An 18,871-nucleotide genomic window follows, 5' to 3' on the forward strand; every position below is an offset into this window, starting at 1 on the left:
GTATTAATGGTCACGAATTATATTTTTGTAACAGGCGGTGTCGTTTCTTCTCTAGGTAAAGGCATTGCCGCAGCTTCATTAGCTGCAATTTTAGAAGCCCGCAATTTAAAAGTCACCATGCTAAAACTTGATCCCTATATCAACGTCGATCCGGGAACAATGAGCCCAATTCAACATGGTGAAGTTTTTGTGACTGAAGACGGTGCCGAAACCGATCTTGATTTGGGTCATTATGAGCGTTTTATCCGCACTAAAATGAGCCGAAAAAATAACTTTACAACTGGACGTATTTATTCTGACGTTTTACGCAAAGAACGTCGTGGAGATTATTTAGGCGCGACAGTCCAAGTTATTCCTCATATCACTAATGCCATCAAAGATCGAGTTATTGATGGTGCCAAAGGTTATGACGTAGCTATCGTTGAAGTAGGTGGCACAGTTGGTGATATCGAGTCACTACCATTTTTAGAGGCAATTCGTCAATTAGCGGTTGATGTTGGTCGTGAACATACACTATTTATGCACTTAACATTAGTGCCTTATCTTGCCTCATCAGGTGAAGTAAAAACTAAACCAACACAGCACTCAGTTAAAGAGTTATTATCAATTGGTATTCAACCTGACGTATTAATTTGTCGTTCAGATCGGGCAATTCCAGCTAATGAAAGAGCTAAAATTGCGCTATTTTGTAATGTGCCTGAACGTGCGGTAATTTCACTTAAAGATGTTGATTCGATTTACAAAATCCCTGCATTATTAAAATCACAAAATTTAGATACTTTTGTGTGCAATCGCTTCCATCTTGAATGTAAAGACGCGGATCTATCTGAATGGGAACAAGTCATTTACGAAGAGGCTAACCCAGTTGGTGAAGTAACTATCGGTATGGTTGGTAAATATATTGCTTTACCAGATGCTTATAAATCAGTGAACGAAGCACTAAAACACGGTGGTTTAAAAAATCGTCTAACCGTTCATATTCGTTACATTGATTCAGAAGATCTTGAATCACGTGGCACCGAAATATTACAAGGTTTAGACGCGATATTAATTCCTGGTGGCTTTGGCTATCGTGGAGTGGAAGGTAAAATTATGGCTGCACGTTATGCTCGTGAAAACAAGATCCCTTACTTAGGTATTTGTCTTGGTTTACAAGTTGCATTAATTGAATATGCACGTAATGTTGCAGGTATTAAAGATGCTAATTCAACGGAATTTGTTAAAGATTGTCCAAACCCAGTTATTGCACTAATTACTGAATGGAGCGACGAATCGGGTCAAATTGTTCATCGTAGTGAAAATAGTGATTTAGGTGGCACCATGCGTTTAGGTTCGCAAATCTGCCATTTAGAACCAAATTCACTAGTTGCGGGAATGTATAAAAAAGATTCGATAACTGAACGTCACCGTCACCGTTATGAAGTTAATAATAACTTGTTACCAGAAGTTGTCAAGGCTGGTCTAAAAGTGACAGGGTTATCAACTGATAAAAGATTAGTTGAAATTATTGAAATACCAGATCATCCTTGGTTTGTTGCTTGTCAATTTCATCCAGAATTTACATCAACGCCACGTGATGGACACCCATTATTTAGTAGTTTTGTTAAAGCTGCCAAAGATTATCAAGATCAGCAGCAAAAATAGTTTATATTTACATTAGGTATACATCTGTCATATAGAGGAAAATAACATGGCAAAAATCGTTAAAGTACATGGTCGTGAAGTAATCGACTCTCGTGGTAACCCAACTGTTGAAGCTGAAGTTCATTTAGAAGGTGGTTTTGTTGGTCTTGCAATCGTTCCATCAGGTGCGTCAACAGGTTCACGTGAAGCGTTAGAACTTCGCGATGGTGACAAATCTCGCTTTTTAGGTAAGGGTGTACTTAAAGCTGTTGAAAACGTTAATGGACCAATCGCCAAAGCAGTTGTTGGTAAAGATGCGTTAGATCAAGCAGCAATCGACCAAATCATGCTTGATTTAGATGGTACTGATTTTAAATCAAACTTAGGTGCTAACTCAATTCTTGCTGTATCTTTAGCGACAGCTAAAGCGGCAGCAGCAGCGAAAGGTGTACCTCTTTATCAACATATTGCTGATCTTAATGGTACTCCGGGTCAATACTCTATGCCATTACCAATGATGAATATCATCAATGGTGGTGAACACGCTGATAACAACATCGACCTTCAAGAATTTATGATTCAACCAGTTGGAGCTAAAACTGTACGTGAAGCAATCCGTATGGGTTCTGAAGTATTCCACAACTTAGCAAAAGTACTTCACGCTAAAGGCATGAACACTGCTGTTGGTGACGAAGGTGGTTTTGCGCCTAACCTAGATTCAAATGCTGAAGCATTAGCTTGCATCAAAGAAGCAGTTGAAAAAGCTGGTTACGTATTAGGTAAAGACATTACTTTAGCGATGGACTGTGCCGCTTCTGAGTTCTACAACAAAGAAACTGGTAAGTACGTATTAAAAGGTGAAGGAAACAAAGAGTTTACTGCTCAAGAATTCACTCACTACTTAGAAGGCTTAACTGAACAATATCCAATTGTATCAATCGAAGACGGTTTAGACGAAAGCGATTGGGAAGGTTGGGCATACCAAACTAAAGCATTAGGTCACAAAATCCAATTAGTTGGTGATGATCTATTTGTAACTAACACAAAAATCTTCAAACAAGGTATTGAGAAAGGTATCGCTAACTCAATCCTAGTTAAAGTTAACCAAATCGGTACTTTAACTGAATCTATCGCAGCTGTTAAAATGGCGAAAGATGCGGGTTATACTGCGGTTATCTCTCACCGTTCAGGTGAAACTGAAGATTCAACTATCGCTGATTTAGCTGTTGGTTTAGCTGCTGGTCAAATCAAAACTGGTTCAATGAGCCGTTCTGACCGTGTTGCTAAATATAACCAATTAATCCGTATTGAAGAAGCTCTAGGTTCAAAAGCACCATTTAACGGTTTAAAAGAAGTTAAAGGTCAATAATTCCTTTTTATAAACGATGCTTTTTAATAAAACGGTGACTTAGTTCACCGTTTTTTATTACTTAAGCGATGACATAACACCATAAGGGTTGCGTTGCTTTGGGTTGTGTTGTACTCTTAGGCACTTACATTGAAATGGTGCCTTAAATTTGAAAATAATCATAAATATCCAATTGATAATTTATAATTTAACCACATATAATCCTTTTTATATATTAACCAATACGAATACTTTTTTCTGCTTATGAATAATATTACGAATATGTCCCAGCCTAAAAGTAAATGGCAACTTTTTAACTGGCTTTGTTCAGGTAAATTACCACTTAACGAATTATGGCTTAATCCGACTTATCGTTATAAATTTTTTTTTCGAACTCTATTTTTAAGTTCTATTACGCTTAAATTATTAGACAAATTAAGACAATACAAGTTACTTGGTTACTATTTATCATGCCAAACTAATTTACCTTGTAAACTACAACGACCTTATTTAGCTTCTTGTTTGAACCAACAAGAACGGTACGAGGCATTAGCTTATCATTATGATTTTTTTGCTAATCGTTCTGATACCATGACAAAAGCCTTCTATAACTTAGATATCCCCTTTGAATTAGCCAGTATTAGGGCAAAAAATGACGCCAATATAAAAATTGCGATTCAAGCACGTAATAAATATGCTCGGGAAGGGGAACTCAGCCTCTATTTTTATGATAATGATGGTATTGATTTAGCGACGTTAACTTTTACTATCGCGCAATATCAACAAAAGTCGACGCTTTTTATTTCCGGCTTACAAGGAACAGGGCATCATGAAGCTCGAACCCGAGTACAACAGGCAACAAAACAGTGCTATGGGCTTTTTCCTAAACGTGTGGCAGTTGAGGCTGCGTTAATAATTGCTGATTATTTTCAACTTGAACAGATTATAGCGGTAGGCAATAAAACTCATGTCTACAACAACTGGCGTTATAACAGTCGACAAGAAAGAATCTTATCGGATTATGATGATTTTTGGTTAACTATTGATGGTAAGCAAGATTCAAGATCGTTATTTATATTGCCAAACCAGATTAACCGCAAATCACTGGAAGAGGTTGCCAGTAAAAAGCGTTCTGAGTATCGCAATCGTTATGCATTATTAGATGAGCTTAAGAACAATATTGAAACACAATTAGCATCATTAAAATAATCTTTAAATCTATCGCTTGCGTTATATTGCAAGCGATATTACACAAGACCCAAATATATCTAATACTTTTAATATAAAAATGATAATTAAGGAATGAAATATGTATTTTGGTATTCTTATTGCTTTAGTACCGTTATGTTTAGGTTATTTGATTAAATTCAAAGAGCAAAAGTGGATAACCAAGATTAATCAGATCTTAAGTTGGATGGTCTATTTTATATTATTTATAATGGGAACCGAACTAGCTCATTTAGATAATCTCGCTGCTAATTTAAAAATTATCTTATTTTATACTGGTATTATTTTTATCTGTACTTTTGGCGGTAATTTTATTTTTTTAGCTATTGTTGATCTTTTTTTACCATGGCGTACTTCACATAGTAATACAACTTATCAATCACGATTTAAAATGATCTTGGAATCTTTACAGGTCTGTATTGCATTGATAGCAGGATTTGTTGCAGGACTTTTTCCACTGTTTATTTGGCAATATAGTGAAGATATTACCAAAGTGGTTTTAGTGTTTTTACTTTTATTTATTGGTATTCAGTTGCGTAGTAATAATATTTCGTTAAAACAGATTTTATTAAATAAAGTGGGTATTGCTACTACCATTATTGTGATTCTAAGTACCTTTTTAGGTGGTATTATTGCCTCCTTCATATTGGCACAACCAGTGCGAGTAGGGTTGGCAATGTCATCAGGATTTGGTTGGTATTCATTATCGGGAATACTGATGACTGAAGCTCATGGTCCAATCATTGGTAGTGCTACTTTCTTAAATGACATTCTACGAGAATTATGTGCCATTATCTTAATTCCTACCTTAATCAAACGATATAAACTTACAGCACTAGGTTTATGTGGTGCAACCTCAATGGATTTTACCTTACCTATGCTACAAAAAGGAGCAGGGGTTAGTATTGTACCACCAGCAATCGTTCAAGGTTTTTTATTAACGTTAATAATGCCAATATTTATGACTCTATTTAATTCTGGCTTATTTTAAATTTTTTTAAACTTAACTGAATAAATTTAAAAATAAATCAATATTTTATTTTTGATAGCTATTATAACTATCCAAACTTATAACAATGATTCAGGCAAAGTTAAATTAAAATATAGCCTATTTGACAATTATGTTTATCGAAATATTGATTTAGTCACTATCATAAATAAACAGTTTAAATTTACTGATGATATGGATTTAAAATTAAATTATGTAAGTAAAAATGCCATTAATGATGTTTAGTAATGGTAATAATTATACTTTAACTTTAACTTACTGATTGCTGAATAACTAACTTAATTACAAAAACTTCTTTTATGTGCAAGCTATTTGTGTAACGTGCTTTTTTAACTAAACTTCATTAAATTTTAATCATTTCTTCGGATCATTATTAATTAATGATGATTTTTTGAAAGTACAAAAAAGTCATAATGTTAATTAGAAAAATTAATAGATTGATTTTCCTTACTTATCTTTACAATTTATCAATAAATAAGAATTGCTAATGTTAATTAGTTTATTTATACTTTTTTCATAAGTAGGTTATTTTTAGTTAAATAAAACAATCAGATGTATTGATAAAGGGTTAAAAAAATGTTAAAATACAGTTGTTTAGAGGCCAGCCAGCCAGCCAGCCAGCCAGCCAGCCAGCCAGCCAGCCAGCCAGCCAGCCAGCCAGCCAGCCAGCCAGCCAGCCAGCCATGATTTATTAAATCAACGATTCTTTTTTTATAAAGAAAAACATTTTCTAGTTTTTATTGTTTTTTTAATTATAACTCACAATGTTCATGCATTATCTGCAACATCCGCTAACGTTATCAATGGTAGCGCACCATATATAACTTTTGATGAATACAAAACACAATCCGATCTTTCGCCTTTATTATCAATTATTTTACCTAATGATGAAAAAATAAGCTCATTAACTGATACATCAAGTGCGACACAACCTATTAGGCTTAATACTGACAATACAAAGTTTGCCGACATTCAAACTTTTGTTTCTCTTCCGGTTGACAATATAAATTATCCTACAAAATCCTTGAGTGATATTATTGTTGGTTCAAATTATTGGTGGGATATAGATGGTGATGGTAACGATAAGTCACCGATAGTGACTGGAAATTTAAAAGTGACATGGCAGGATTATGAGGGCAATGATATAACTAATTTAGTAAAGAATAAAGTTGATTCATTACTAGATGGTTGCTTGGCACCATATAAATTAACAGTATCAGCAACACAAGGCTCTATTTCAACTACTTATGGTATTCCTAATACTAGGACATTTCCTGCTACTGAACATAGCTACTATATTTATCCAAAAGTGATGTCTACCGCCAAATTTTGTTATGCAAAACCTAATGTAGTTTATGAAAATGACATAAATGATCAGTGGAAAAAGGGCAAAGGTTTTATCTTTTATAATCCTAATAATGCTCAAAATAATTTTCCTACTACTGGATCAAATAATTTATTTTTTGATTTAAAAATAGCCGGTTTATCAGCTAAAGAGTTAATTAAAATTAATGGTGAAAGCGTTTCACAAATATCAGGCAGTGGTGTAAGTTTAGCTTTAAGTGACCATCAAGGATTTTTGCGAGTAACGTTAAAAGGTCCATCAGCTTCAACTAATGGCGGTCAATTTAAACCTTCTACATTTAGGCTTTATGCGGATTATAACAAAACAAATGTTTTTTATACCTTTACGTTACAGAGATGGTATATTTCGTTTTTGGAACCATCAGGAAGTTATACTAACTCAATAAATCTATGCAATAAGTTAACTGGAGGATATCGTGTGCCTAAAATAATAGAATTGACCAATTCCAATCGTGATTACGATAAAAATAATATTTATATAGGTTGGAATAATGGAATTCCTGGTGTTAAAGAACAATATCGTCGGATGATTAGTTATAAGAACGATAGTGGAACATGGATGGGCGGGCTGTTTGCTGAGTGGGGTAGTGTTACTAATTCCCACAATGACTATGAAAATAGTGAGTGGCCTGATTATCGGGATCCTTATTTTGATGCTTCAATTTATTGGTCTAGTGATATTTTTTATAAAAGCCGTTATCCAGGTGATAAAGATACATTATATGTGGTAGATTCAAGGTGGGGAGTTGTTGGTACTCGAGCTGAAGATGAACGTTTGTATTTAACTGCTTGTATTACGCCGTAGTGATTAGTAAATAAATAATTGCTCAAAAATATACAAATGCACAAAATACTTTTTTGTAATCTTAATAGTATTAATTTAAGAATTGATATAGTTGGGATTTCAAATTTTTAATTTGAAATGAATTATGTATCCATGAATATAGAAGAAAAACTAAAATTAAGTCAACAGTCTGATTGTATCTATTTCTTTCGTGAGAGAATGTTTGCACAAGTTTATGGAGTATCGCTCTATTTAGCCACCACGAAATTAAATTTAAATTTGAAAGTTTATTGTCAACAATATAAAAAATTGAATAATAAAAAAGTATTGAAAGCTGGAATATCAATACCAAAGTTAATTGGTCTTTTCTCAGACCAACTTATTCCTCAATCTTATGGTTATCAATTAAAATGGAATTTGCAGGTTGATTTAACAAAATTTATTAAATGGCAGAAATTGCAATTTACTGCAATAGAGCAATTGGAAATGGTATCAGTGAACTCTAATATTGCATATCCTACTTCAAACCATCTTTCAACTAGAAAGGACGAAGCTCATTTGGTAACTAATGCTAAGCGAAATAGAATATAATCATTTGAAAAATTGGAATAAAGAAAAATATCTGTTATCAATTGACTTAAGCTTTATCGAAAAACTGTCCCAAAAATTGCATCCAGTCGCGCTTAGCGACTGGCGTAATTTTTTTTGCTCAAAAAATGAACATTAAAACCGTTATAAAATTACGAAAAGGGCTTGTTTAATGCTGTAAAAGTGAACCAGTAAACTCTTGTTAAATAGCTGTGCCTTTTTTAGGAATAAAAAGATTTTGCATATCAACTTGTTCATGTTGCAAAAGCCAAATTTTTTTGTCGATTCCACCGGCATAACCTGTTAAGTTACCATTGGCACCAATAACCCTATGGCAAGGAATAATAATTGATAAAGGATTGTGACCAACCGCTCCACCAACGGCTTGACTGGACATATGTGGCTTATTACATTGCAATGCCACTTGTTTTGCGATATAGCCATAGGTAATGACTTCTCCGTAAGGAATTTGCGCTAATATGTCCCATACCATATGCCTAAATGCGCTACCTTGAGGAGCCAATGATAATTGCTTTATAGATGGTTTTTTTCCTAGAAAATAGTCGTCTAACCATTTTTTAGTCTGATTAAATATTGCTAAATTAGATTTTTCTTGTTTGGTCGAATTAACAATTTGGCCAAAATATTTTTGTCCTTCAATCCAGGCACCAATTAATTTATTGTGTTGACTAGCTAAAGTTATCAATCCCATTGGTGACGAATAGTGGCTAATATAAAACATGAAAAATCCTAATATTACCGATTAAGCGATACTTTATTATAACCAGTTAATGTAATTTAAGTAGTAAAAATAGTTGTTTATTTTAGATTGTTCAATTCAGTATTTATAAAGATTTTTTCTTTTTTTCATATTATCTGCAATAAATAATATTAAAGAAAAATTTATTAAAGTTACATTTGGTAATAAATTGATTAATATCATATTATAAAGTTATTGGACTGATAAATATGAGTAAACAAGCTTATTATTTTTATATATTAATGCCGATAAAAATAAAGTGATTTACATTAGTAGAGTTAATAGGATGTTACTCAATAAAAATTGAAAAAAGACTCACTAATGTGAGTCTTTTAGTAAAGATTATTCTGCTACTTTACCTTTTTCTACATAGCTCATATCGCCTAATGATTCAACGATAAATTTACCATCATCGGTATAACGGATTTTAGTTACGCTAGCGTTACCAAGTCCACTAGTGATTGGTTTGTCTAACATCTCTTCAACCATTGCCATAATAGCCATACCGTGAGAGACCACCAATACATTACCACCACCTTGTTCTTGAGCAGATTTAGCAATCGCTTTTAATGATGCTTGCATACGAGTTTTAACGGCATTATAGTCTTCAGCTTGACCAGATTTCTCAACAGCTTTAATCGCATCCATCATTTTTTTAAGAGTAACTTTACCTTTAGCTAAATCCGCCATTAGGGCTTTGTCTGACTCATAACCTAGATGTTGTGCAGCTGGATTCCACATGTTTGGGTCAAGATCACCTTCAAAATCACCAAAACAAGTTTCACGCAGGCCTTCCATTTCGTTGATATTTAATTTTGTGTCACCTTTAGATTCAAGAACTATACGAGCTGTTTGTCTGGCACGACCAGAGTCACTTGAATATACAGAAATAAAATCAACATCTTTTAAACCTCGGCCAAGTTGTTCTGCAACTTCAATACCTGGTTTAGTAAGAGGCGTGTCTGACCACCCTTGTGCACGATGCACGTTATTAAACATAGTTTTACCATGACGAGTAAAATAGATATTCACATCGGCAGCAACAGTTTGTGCTAGTGATGCAGTAAGAATTGCGGTTAATCCAATAAGTTTAATAAGTTTTTTCATAGTTTCGTCCTTTTAAAACAAGTTAAATCGATAATCAATTACGGTTTCTGCTGATAATGTTGGTGAACGTTGCGCATGGCCGTCTCTTAATTTAGGAGTAATGTCTTTGCTGCTCATGGTTTTATAAGACCAACCATAACCAAATTTTGACAAAATAGATAGATTTTTAAATGTTCCACTGGTTGGTTTCCAGATATTAAACACGTTGATTTCACCATTTTTTAGGGTTTCGTGTTTATAGTTAAATTCACCATAGTTTAGATATAAACCAGTGGTATTATCTTTAAAGAAGTCATAGCCTAACACGCTGGATAAAACCACTTCGCCATCACGCATATAGTCAGCACCTGCAGCAGCCATACCATTATAACGGCCACGGTTATTTTTACCTATGTGACGGCCATAATAACCGATAGCGCCTTTGCGATTGGCATCGGTATAAGCGATACCGAATTTGGCACTCCAATCTGCTTCTTTCCATTCAACATCGGCTGCATAATGCCACGCTGAATCATCAAAATCACGCACATTGGCTTTCATTTTGTCATGATTTTTAAGAGCAGTACTGCCATAGATTTGTGAGCCAACGGTTAGTTTTTCTATCGGTTTATAAGAAAACTCAATCGCATGACGTTTAATATAATCTTTTGCTACACCATAAGAGTAGTCAAGTTTAATTACTTTATCGTTATAGGCGATTTCAGCTGTTTTGATATTATCAATTTCAGATTTTCTATCTAAACTATAAAAATGCACTTTTTTGGCCGATTCACGTGGTAGAGCACTATCAATATAAGCTAGCGATAACGCCAAATTAGAGTATTTAAGTGTTCCACTATAACCGAGATAACTGTTACGGGTTAAATGTTGCGATGAACTAATTACTCCCATATCTTTTAAACTATGCCAACCAGCTTTACCATTAAAATTAATATCTTTATTACCAAGTTTGACTTTAGCATAACGTTGTGTAAATTTGTTAAAACCGTGTGCATTGTGTTTATCCGCTTTTTTACCATCATTATAAAGTAAGTTACGAGTTGCAAAGTAATCACTGGCTCCAAGTTTGATGACATTGTCATAAGTAACATCGAATCCCAAGATATCTAACCAATAACCTGATTTATAGTTAAGTGTTAATGCTTGTCCCCATGCACTGTGAACTTCTTTGGGCTGCGATGCATTTTCTTTTAAATACTTCCAATGATTACGTGTTGAAAATTCAAATTTACTATCTTTGAAAAAACTATTATCAGTATTTAGCGAATTTGCTTCAGCCGCAACAGCTGAAAAACACATAATATTAAGAAGTGCTAGCGAAAGGTACTTTATTTTCATTGTTATATCCTATCTTTATTTTCCCAAAAAAAAACCTAAATACCGCCCACAAACCTATTGGTAGGGCTGATATTTAGGTTTTGCCTGCCTAAGCAGTAACAATCCTATTTTACTAATTTAATTGCTAATCATTTAATTTTATTCAGATTATGGCTATTTGGTTGCCTCCAGTTGTTTATTTATTTAGTGATAATTTACCTTGATTAACATAGTCCATACTGCCAATTTCAACTACACTATATTTACCATTTTGATACACAATTTTAACCACGGTAGCATTTGACAATGGTTTGTTTTTATTTGGGTTATCGGTTAAATCAGAAATCATAGCTTGCATTGACATTCCAGATGAAATAGCCAAAATATTTTTTTGATGCTTATTCTGGGCTGTTTTTACAATGCTATGCAGAGCATTTTGGGTACGCTCTTTAACCTGCTCAAAGTTCTCCGCTTGATGTTTAGGGTCACTCTTAGCGATGGCATCAGTTAGAGTTGCCACGGGAATTTGTCCTTGCACATAACTTTTATAAAAGCTATCAACAGATTTAAAACCAAGAGATTTCATGGATGCAGATACCATTTTGGCATTGCTTCCACCTTCAAATCCGCCATAAAAGACTTCTCGTAAACCTTTTAATTCTTGGATCTGGTAATCTTTAACACCTTTTTGTTGTAACAAAACTTGCATTGTTTCACGCTGACGTCCAGCATCACTGGTGTAATAAGCATCAAATTGAATGTGTTGATCTTTAAAACCTTCTCCTAAATAACGAGCAACTTCAATACCTTTGTCAGTCAATGGTGAATCAGCCCAACCTTGTACAAGATCATAGGTATTAAATAAAGTTTTACCGTGTCGAGCAAAATAAATATTTATGGCATCATCACTATTATTGTTTGTTGCATTATTTGCTTGATTGCTACAACCAGTAGCAAGCGTTGTTAATAACAGTGCACTAGTAACGAATACTGCTTTAATTTTTTTATTTTTCATCTTTAGCCTCATATGGCATAGTCATTAGTATGATGAGTGAAATTACCGGTAGGGCAAATGAAGACCTACCGGAATCATCATTATTTTAAATTAGCACCTTTCGATGAAATGACTGATTGATACCAATAAAAGCTTTTCTTCTTATAACGTTGTAGGGTACCAGAACCGTCTTGATTTAAATCCACGTAAATAAAACCATATCGTTTGGTCACTTCTGCTTTAGATGCACTAATTAGGTCAATTGGTCCCCAACTGGTATATCCCATCACTTCAACACCATCATTAATCGCTTCACGAATTTGCACTAAATGATCGTTCATATAATTAATTCGATAGTCGTCATTAATGGTGCCATCAGCTTCAAGTTTGTCTTTAGCTCCTAAGCCATTTTCAACAATAAATAGAGGTTTTTGGAAACGTTCATAAAGCAAGTTTAATAAGTAACGGATACCGATTGGGTCGATCTGCCAGCCCCATTCAGACGCTTTGAGATGTGGATTAGGTACCATATCAAGAATGTTACCTTTTTGACGAAGTGAGTCGTCAGCTGTTCCACAACAACTCATGTAATAACTAAACGAGATAAAATCGATAGTTTCTTTTAAATCTTCACGGTCTTGATCGGTAATCGTTAATTCAATATTGTTTTCTTTAAAATAACGATTCATATACGTTGGGTAATAGCCACGTGCTTGCACATCACCAAAGAACAACCAACCATGATTTTCTAAATGCGTTGCCCAAACATCTTCTGGTTTTGGACTAAGAGGGTAAGCGATAGCGCCAAGTAACATATTACCAATTTTTGCATCAGGTATAATTTGATGACAAAGTTTAACAGCCCGTCCACTGGCTACTAATTGGTGGTGAATAGCTTGATAGATTTCTGCTTTACTGCTATTTCTAGCTAAACCGACACCGGTGAATGGTTCATGTAGTGACATATTAATTTCATTAAATGTTAACCAATATTTCACTTTATCTTTATAGCGTTCAAATACAGTTTTGGCATAGCGAGTAAAAAACTCAATCACTTTACGGTTTCCCCAACCACCATATTGAGTAACGAGGTAATAGGGCATTTCGTAGTGTGATAAGGTGACTAAAGGCGTAATGTTGTGTTTTAACATTTCATCAAACAGTTTATCGTAAAATGCTAAACCTTTTTCATTTGGTTGTTCTTCATCGCCATTAGGAAAAATACGTGTCCATGCGATAGATGTTCTTAAACAAGTAAATCCCATTTCTGCAAACAGGGCTACATCTTCTGGATAGCGATGATAAAAGTCGATAGCCCGATCTTTGATACTGTTAATTTGGACATTATTACGATCAACTATATCGCCAAATAGACCATTAGGAGTACAGTCTGATGTTGAAAGACCTTTACCATCTTCATTATAAGCACCTTCGACTTGGTTAGCGGCAATTGCGCCGCCCCATAAAAAATCATTAGGAAAAGTATTAGTCATGTTTTACTCCTTGTTTGCACTTAACGCTAATAGTGCGTCACCATGTTGAATATTATCTTGATTAAATATGCACTGCACATCGATATAGTCATCACTGTTAGTGATTATGATTGGTGTAGTTACTTCAAAACCGGCTTGTTTTATTGCTTCAATATCAAAGCTTACTAGTCGATCACCTTTTTTCACTTTTTGACCACTTTCTACATGAGCTTCAAAATGTTGGCCATCTAACTTCACTGTATCAATACCAATGTGGATAAGTATTTCTGCACCTGATTTAGTTTGGAAACCGATAGCATGTTTCGTTCTAAATAGTGACACTACTTCACCATCTTCTGGTGCGACAGCTTCGCCAATAGTTGGAATAATTGCAGCACCTTTACCCATTAAACCGCTCGCAAAAGTAACATCATTAACTTCCTTTAAGTCAATAAGTTGACCAGTTAATGGGCTGGCAATAGTGATTGTTTTTACTAGTTCATCACTATCAGTTTTATTGTTGTTTGAATCAGAATTTTCTATTTCATTTTCATTATTTTGTTTTTTATCTTTTGGGATACCAAATAGATAAGTGACTAATGTGGCTACTGCAAATGAAATAAGAGAACCAAATACTACCGCATAAAATTTTTCATTAATGCCTGTAGGTGGAATTAATTGTAAAAATGAGAAGATACTAATAAAGCTGAATGAATAGATGACCGAATGATAATAACCAACAATACCTCCACCAATCATTGCCGAAATACAGCCGATAATAAATGGACGTTTTAATGGTAAGTTAATGCCATAAATGGCCGGTTCGGTTACCCCAAAAATTCCAGATAATACCGATGAACTTGCTAAGGTTTTAACTTGTGGATCTTTGCTGCGTAACATAACCGCTAATACCGCACCAACTTGAGCGAATACCGCAGGGAATAAGATTGGAATCATAAAATCTTCTTGATAAACCGAGATATTATTCATCGCAAAAGGTACTAATCCCCAATGGATACCAAATACCACCATCACTTGCCAAAGAGCAGCTAAAATCATAGAAGCAATGACAGAGTTAAGTTGATAAACATAGATGATACCACTAGCAACTGTATCACTTAAGAATGAAACAACTGGACCGATAACAGCAAAGGTTAGTGGTACGGTAATTATCAAACCAAATAACGGAGCAATAAACTTTTTGAATGAGTCATGCATGATTTTGTTTAAGTTGCGTTCTAATAATGAATAGAACCATGCAGCTAATATTATTGGGAAAACAGATGAAGGATAACGAATTAATTTTATTGGAATGTTAAAGAATTCTGTCTGTAATTCAAAAGCATTACCTAACATGCCAACTACACTAGGATGAACCAATGCACCACCTAATGCCATACCTACATAAGGATTACCACCGAATTTTTTAACCGCTGAAAATCCTAAAATGATTGGTAAATAATAGAATGGGGCGTCAGCAATCGCATTTAAGAAGTTAAGGGTTGGTGAGCCGGCTTGAACAAGTTCCATAACTTGTAATATTGCTACTACCCCTTTAAAAATACCACCAGCAACAAGTACGACTAGTGCAGGGATAAAGATACTAGAAACTAAATCAATCAGTTTTGATACAATACCTTTAGGGGCAGCCGGTGGTGCATCGTTGGTTGGTTTTTCATTGAGATTGGTTAATTGCATGATGACATTAAATACATCTGCAACACTGTTACCGATTACGACTTGGAACTGTCCACCACTTTGTACAACTGTAATGATACCGGCTTGTTTTTTTAAAAATTCAGCATTTGCTTTTGATTCATCCTTTAATACAAATCGAAGCCTAGTTGCACAATGCACTAGACTGATAATATTATCTTTACCACCTACATGCTCAATAATTACTTCGGCAAGTTGTTTGTTTTTCATAGCTTATCCTTATTTAAGCGCAAAAAAAAACCTAAACCCCAAGTCCATTAGGGGTTTAGGTTTTGCTTGTACCAATAATAACTATTGATACAATAACAATCCAAAAATTTCTAAGTTAAAATAACATATTTTTAATTCTCTTGTTTACTGATATTTAGCTAATTTGTGATTTAAGTCACACAATTATTTTTAGCTCTTTTCTTAACCTCTCAATATGAATGGTAAGATATAAGCTTTCATCGTCAGATAATGGATGTTGATATTGTTGAATTAAATGTAGATCTATTTGTTTTGTACAAAAATAAGCTTGTTCATATTTTTGGCGAATGATTTCGTATAATGTTGTATCTTGTTGTACGGATTTATCATTACTTAATATGCGGTGTGCAAAAAACTTTAAATGAGTGATAAATCTCTGATAAGAAAGGCTATTTTCATCATATTCAAACCTAAAATAGTATTTAACAATATTTAAAATTTCACGCATGATCTTCGTCATATTAACGATATTCGGCATGGTATCATTTAGTTGAGCATTGACTATATGAAAAGTAATAAAACCTGCTTCGTCTTCGGGCAGTTCGACGCCTAAACGCTGTTTAATCACTGTTAAAGCATGTAAACCAATTTGATATTCATTTGGATAGAATTTTTTTATTTCCCAAATAAAATTATTCGGAATATCAAATCCCTGCTTATGCCTTTCAATAGCAAAATAGATATGATCAGTTAAAGAAATATAGATACTATCTTGTAATTTGCCACCTAACTGCTTCTTAGCATAATTGATAATGATATCTGAAGTTGTATGAATTTCGATAGGTATTTCCGAAAGCAACTCAGCAAACTTTGGCAGTAATTCTTGATTATTCAATGAAAACTGCTTTTCAATAAGTTGGGGGTCAATTTTGTCTCCTTCCCTTTTTTTAAATCCTACCCCACGTCCAGTAACAATTAATTCATTTCCCTTTGCATCTAATGTTACCACAACATTATTATTTAATATTTTATGAACTTTCATCTGTTACAGTCTAAATTAAAGGTTAAATTATTATGTCTAGCTTAACAAAAATAGAAAGTAATAAAATGAAAAAGTGTGATAGGTATCAAAATTTGGCTTAAAATTTATTGATCTTTTGCAGTAAAAAGTAGCAATCAACCCGACGGGCAAGCCATGTCGGGTTGAAAATTAGGAATTGAAAATTAATTATTGAGCAAGTAATTTATTCATAGTCTGAATAAATTTGCTTGGATCACTTAATGATCCTTTTTCAGCAAGAAGCGCTTGATCTAACAATAACTCAACCCAGTCACTAAATGTTGTTTGATCTTGAGTATTAGCGATGCGTTTAACTAATTGATGATCAGGATTAATCTCAAATGTGTATTTGATCTCTGGCGCTTTCTGTCCTGCAGCAGCGAATAACTTAGCCATTTGGGTAGACATTTCATCTGCAGCTGTCGTCACAATTGCCGGTGTATCAGTTAAACGATGGGTTAATTTAACCTCTTTAACTTTGTCAGCTAAAACTTTTTTCACACGCTCGATAAATGGCTCAAGTTCTTTTTCAACTTGTTTTTGTTCATCACTATTTTCATCGGCTAATTTCTCGATTGATTCGTCAGATTTACTGATAGATTGGAATTGTTTACCAGCAAATTCAGTTAAATTGCTCATCATCCATTCGTCAATACGATCAGAAAGTAATAATACCTCGATACCTTTTTTACGGAATAATTCAAGGTGAGGACTATTTTTGGCTGCGCAATAACTATCGGCAGTAATAAAGTAGATCTTCTCTTGACCTTCTTGCATACGACTGATGTAATCATCTAATGATACGCTCTGTACCTCGCTATCACTGTTAGTGGTAGTAAAGCGTAATAACTTAGCAATAGACTCACGATTGCTAAAATCTTCACCAGTCCCTTCTTTTAAAACCAGACCAAATTCACTCCAGAATTGTTGATATTGTTCTTTGTCATCTTTAGCAAGTTTATCAAGCATTTGTAAAACACGTTTAGTACATGCATTGCGTAAATTCTGGGTTACTTTGTTATCTTGCAGGATTTCGCGTGAAACATTTAATGGTAAATCATTAGAATCAATTAAACCTTTTACAAAGCGTAAGTAATTTGGCATAAATTGTTCTGCATCGTCCATAATAAAAACACGTTGCACATACAATTTTAAACCATGTTTATTGTCACGATTCCACATATCCCATGGCGCTTTAGATGGAATATAGAGCAAACTAGTATATTCTTGTTTACCTTCAACACGATTGTGACTCCAACTTAGCGGATCGGCAAAATCGTGTGAAATATGTTTATAGAACTCTTTATATTCTTCATCAGTTACTTCTGATTTGCTACGCGTCCAAAGTGCTTGGGCCTTATTAACTTTTTCCCATTTAACTTCTTTGCTTTCTTCATCAGTAGTTTGTACTTCAACTGGTAAAGAGATATGATCCGAATATTTGCTAATAATTGAACGTAAGCGCCAATCATCTAAAAACTCTTTTTCATCATCTTTTAAATGTAGGACGATTTCAGTACCACGTGTTTCTTTATTAGTATCAGAAATGGTATATTCACCTTCACCAGCAGATTGCCACATAACAGCTTCATCTGCTTTGGCTGTTGCCGCACGAGTTGTAACAGTAACATTATCAGCAACAATAAATGCTGAGTAAAAACCAACCCCGAATTGACCAATAAGTTGGCTATCTTTAGCTTGATCACTACCAATTGATTCTAAAAATGCTTTGGTGCCTGATTTAGCAATTGTTCCTAAATTCTCAATGACTTCATCACGAGTCATACCAATACCATTGTCGGCAATGGTTAAGGTGCCTGCTTCTTTGTTGGTTGAAATACGAACCCCAAGCTCGGCATCACCAGCGTATAAATCTGGATTTTCAAGTGCTTTAAAACGAAGCTTATCAGCTGCATCTGAAGCATTTGAAATTAATTCTCTTAAAAATATTTCTTTATTAGAATATAAAGAGTGAATCATTAAATGAAGAATTTGTTTAACTTCGGATTGAAATCCACGTGTTTCAGTTCCTTGCTTACTCATTGACTAATACCTCAGCTATATTTGCAAATTCAATTAATATTAACCACAAAACGTTCATCTTACTAATGCGATAAATAAGATGTAATCTCGTTAATATTAACTGATTAACATTGACATAATGATTTGATTAATTGTTGTATCGTTATATGGGAATAAAAAAGACAATTTCAAGTGAGAGTATTAAGATAACTAATTAATTGCTGATTTTTTAGTTATTTGGGCAATAAAAAAGCCCTGATATTAATCAAGGCTTTTAAATTTACTAACCA

At 34.0% G+C, this 18,871-nt stretch carries 15 protein-coding genes; 6 read left to right on the plus strand and 9 right to left on the minus strand.

The annotated features are described in order from the left end of the window. The first annotated feature begins 6 nt into the window (after positions 1-6). The 4 genes from pyrG to B6C99_RS05805 all read left to right on the plus strand — a co-directional run bounded on the left by pyrG (position 7) and on the right by B6C99_RS05805 (position 5,189). Positions 7-1,644 carry a glutamine hydrolyzing CTP synthase gene (pyrG, locus tag B6C99_RS05790; protein WP_086358973.1) on the plus strand — a complete coding sequence of 546 codons (1,638 nt, stop codon included), beginning with the start codon at positions 7-9 and terminating at the stop codon, positions 1,642-1,644. 46 nt (positions 1,645-1,690) lie between these two features. Beyond that, on the plus strand, positions 1,691-2,992 hold the full coding sequence (gene eno / locus B6C99_RS05795; protein ID WP_086358974.1) for a phosphopyruvate hydratase: 1,302 nt from the start codon (positions 1,691-1,693) through the stop codon (positions 2,990-2,992). A 261-nt stretch (positions 2,993-3,253) separates the two neighbouring features. Next, positions 3,254-4,180, plus strand: coding sequence for a VirK/YbjX family protein (locus B6C99_RS05800; RefSeq protein ID WP_158092444.1), 927 nt, complete (start codon positions 3,254-3,256; stop codon positions 4,178-4,180). Positions 4,181-4,280: 100 nt separating this feature from the next. Beyond that, positions 4,281-5,189, plus strand: a complete 909-nt coding sequence (locus tag B6C99_RS05805) for a lysine exporter LysO family protein (protein WP_086358976.1) — start codon at positions 4,281-4,283, stop codon at positions 5,187-5,189. Positions 5,190-5,975: 786 nt separating this feature from the next. Here the strand turns inward: B6C99_RS05805 and B6C99_RS05815 are convergent. After that, complete coding sequence (locus tag B6C99_RS05815; protein WP_086358978.1) at positions 5,976-6,179, minus strand: hypothetical protein; 204 nt, start codon at positions 6,177-6,179, stop codon at positions 5,976-5,978. 52 nt (positions 6,180-6,231) lie between these two features. Here B6C99_RS05815 and B6C99_RS05820 point away from each other — a divergent pair, with 52 nt between their 5' ends. Together B6C99_RS05820 and B6C99_RS05825 are read left to right on the plus strand one after the other, a co-directional pair. After that, complete coding sequence (locus B6C99_RS05820) at positions 6,232-7,377, plus strand: hypothetical protein (protein ID WP_086358979.1); 1,146 nt, start codon at positions 6,232-6,234, stop codon at positions 7,375-7,377. A gap of 132 nt (positions 7,378-7,509) precedes the next feature. After that, positions 7,510-7,947 carry a hypothetical protein gene (locus tag B6C99_RS05825; protein WP_086358980.1) on the plus strand — a complete coding sequence of 146 codons (438 nt, stop codon included), beginning with the start codon at positions 7,510-7,512 and terminating at the stop codon, positions 7,945-7,947. A 199-nt stretch (positions 7,948-8,146) separates the two neighbouring features. Here the strand turns inward: B6C99_RS05825 and B6C99_RS05830 are convergent, their stop codons facing one another. From B6C99_RS05830 to htpG, 8 genes are all read right to left on the minus strand, one after another. Next, positions 8,147-8,686: a methylated-DNA--[protein]-cysteine S-methyltransferase gene (locus B6C99_RS05830; RefSeq protein WP_086358981.1), complete on the minus strand. Its 540-nt coding sequence runs from the start codon at positions 8,684-8,686 to the stop codon at positions 8,147-8,149. Between the two features lie 360 nt (positions 8,687-9,046). Then, positions 9,047-9,811 carry a histidine phosphatase family protein gene (locus B6C99_RS05835; RefSeq protein ID WP_086358982.1) on the minus strand — a complete coding sequence of 255 codons (765 nt, stop codon included), beginning with the start codon at positions 9,809-9,811 and terminating at the stop codon, positions 9,047-9,049. Positions 9,812-9,823: 12 nt separating this feature from the next. Beyond that, positions 9,824-11,149 (minus strand): OprD family outer membrane porin, encoded by a 1,326-nt coding sequence (locus tag B6C99_RS05840; protein ID WP_086358983.1) that lies wholly within the window; start codon positions 11,147-11,149, stop codon positions 9,824-9,826. 175 nt (positions 11,150-11,324) lie between these two features. Next, the gene (locus tag B6C99_RS05845; RefSeq protein ID WP_086358984.1) at positions 11,325-12,143 is read right to left on the minus strand and encodes a histidine phosphatase family protein; all 819 of its coding nucleotides are present in this window, start codon (positions 12,141-12,143) and stop codon (positions 11,325-11,327) included. Positions 12,144-12,223: 80 nt separating this feature from the next. Beyond that, positions 12,224-13,615 (minus strand): glycoside hydrolase family 1 protein, encoded by a 1,392-nt coding sequence (locus B6C99_RS13350; RefSeq protein ID WP_086358985.1) that lies wholly within the window; start codon positions 13,613-13,615, stop codon positions 12,224-12,226. A 3-nt stretch (positions 13,616-13,618) separates the two neighbouring features. Next, on the minus strand, positions 13,619-15,520 hold the full coding sequence (locus tag B6C99_RS13355) for a beta-glucoside-specific PTS transporter subunit IIABC (protein WP_086358986.1): 1,902 nt from the start codon (positions 15,518-15,520) through the stop codon (positions 13,619-13,621). A 175-nt stretch (positions 15,521-15,695) separates the two neighbouring features. Next, positions 15,696-16,541 carry a BglG family transcription antiterminator LicT gene (gene licT, locus B6C99_RS05860; protein ID WP_086358987.1) on the minus strand — a complete coding sequence of 282 codons (846 nt, stop codon included), beginning with the start codon at positions 16,539-16,541 and terminating at the stop codon, positions 15,696-15,698. Between the two features lie 186 nt (positions 16,542-16,727). After that, positions 16,728-18,602: a molecular chaperone HtpG gene (htpG, locus tag B6C99_RS05865; RefSeq protein ID WP_086358988.1), complete on the minus strand. Its 1,875-nt coding sequence runs from the start codon at positions 18,600-18,602 to the stop codon at positions 16,728-16,730. Positions 18,603-18,871 lie beyond the last annotated feature (269 nt).

It is taken from the genome of Gilliamella sp. N-G2 (assembly GCF_002142215.1).
GTDB lineage: Bacteria > Pseudomonadota > Gammaproteobacteria > Enterobacterales > Orbaceae > Gilliamella.

Coding starts and splice junctions, on each gene's coding strand:
- pyrG (WP_086358973.1), top strand. CDS start 7: ATGGTCACGAATTATATTTTTGTAACAGGCGGTGTCGTTTCTTCTCTA.
- eno (WP_086358974.1), top strand. CDS start 1,691: ATGGCAAAAATCGTTAAAGTACATGGTCGTGAAGTAATCGACTCTCGT.
- B6C99_RS05800 (WP_158092444.1), top strand. CDS start 3,254: ATGTCCCAGCCTAAAAGTAAATGGCAACTTTTTAACTGGCTTTGTTCA.
- B6C99_RS05805 (WP_086358976.1), top strand. CDS start 4,281: ATGTATTTTGGTATTCTTATTGCTTTAGTACCGTTATGTTTAGGTTAT.
- B6C99_RS05815 (WP_086358978.1), bottom strand. CDS start 6,179: ATGTCGGCAAACTTTGTATTGTCAGTATTAAGCCTAATAGGTTGTGTC.
- B6C99_RS05825 (WP_086358980.1), top strand. CDS start 7,510: ATGAATATAGAAGAAAAACTAAAATTAAGTCAACAGTCTGATTGTATC.
- B6C99_RS05830 (WP_086358981.1), bottom strand. CDS start 8,686: ATGTTTTATATTAGCCACTATTCGTCACCAATGGGATTGATAACTTTA.
- B6C99_RS05835 (WP_086358982.1), bottom strand. CDS start 9,811: ATGAAAAAACTTATTAAACTTATTGGATTAACCGCAATTCTTACTGCA.
- B6C99_RS05840 (WP_086358983.1), bottom strand. CDS start 11,149: ATGAAAATAAAGTACCTTTCGCTAGCACTTCTTAATATTATGTGTTTT.
- B6C99_RS05845 (WP_086358984.1), bottom strand. CDS start 12,143: ATGAAAAATAAAAAAATTAAAGCAGTATTCGTTACTAGTGCACTGTTA.
- B6C99_RS13350 (WP_086358985.1), bottom strand. CDS start 13,615: ATGACTAATACTTTTCCTAATGATTTTTTATGGGGCGGCGCAATTGCC.
- B6C99_RS13355 (WP_086358986.1), bottom strand. CDS start 15,520: ATGAAAAACAAACAACTTGCCGAAGTAATTATTGAGCATGTAGGTGGT.
- licT (WP_086358987.1), bottom strand. CDS start 16,541: ATGAAAGTTCATAAAATATTAAATAATAATGTTGTGGTAACATTAGAT.
- htpG (WP_086358988.1), bottom strand. CDS start 18,602: ATGAGTAAGCAAGGAACTGAAACACGTGGATTTCAATCCGAAGTTAAA.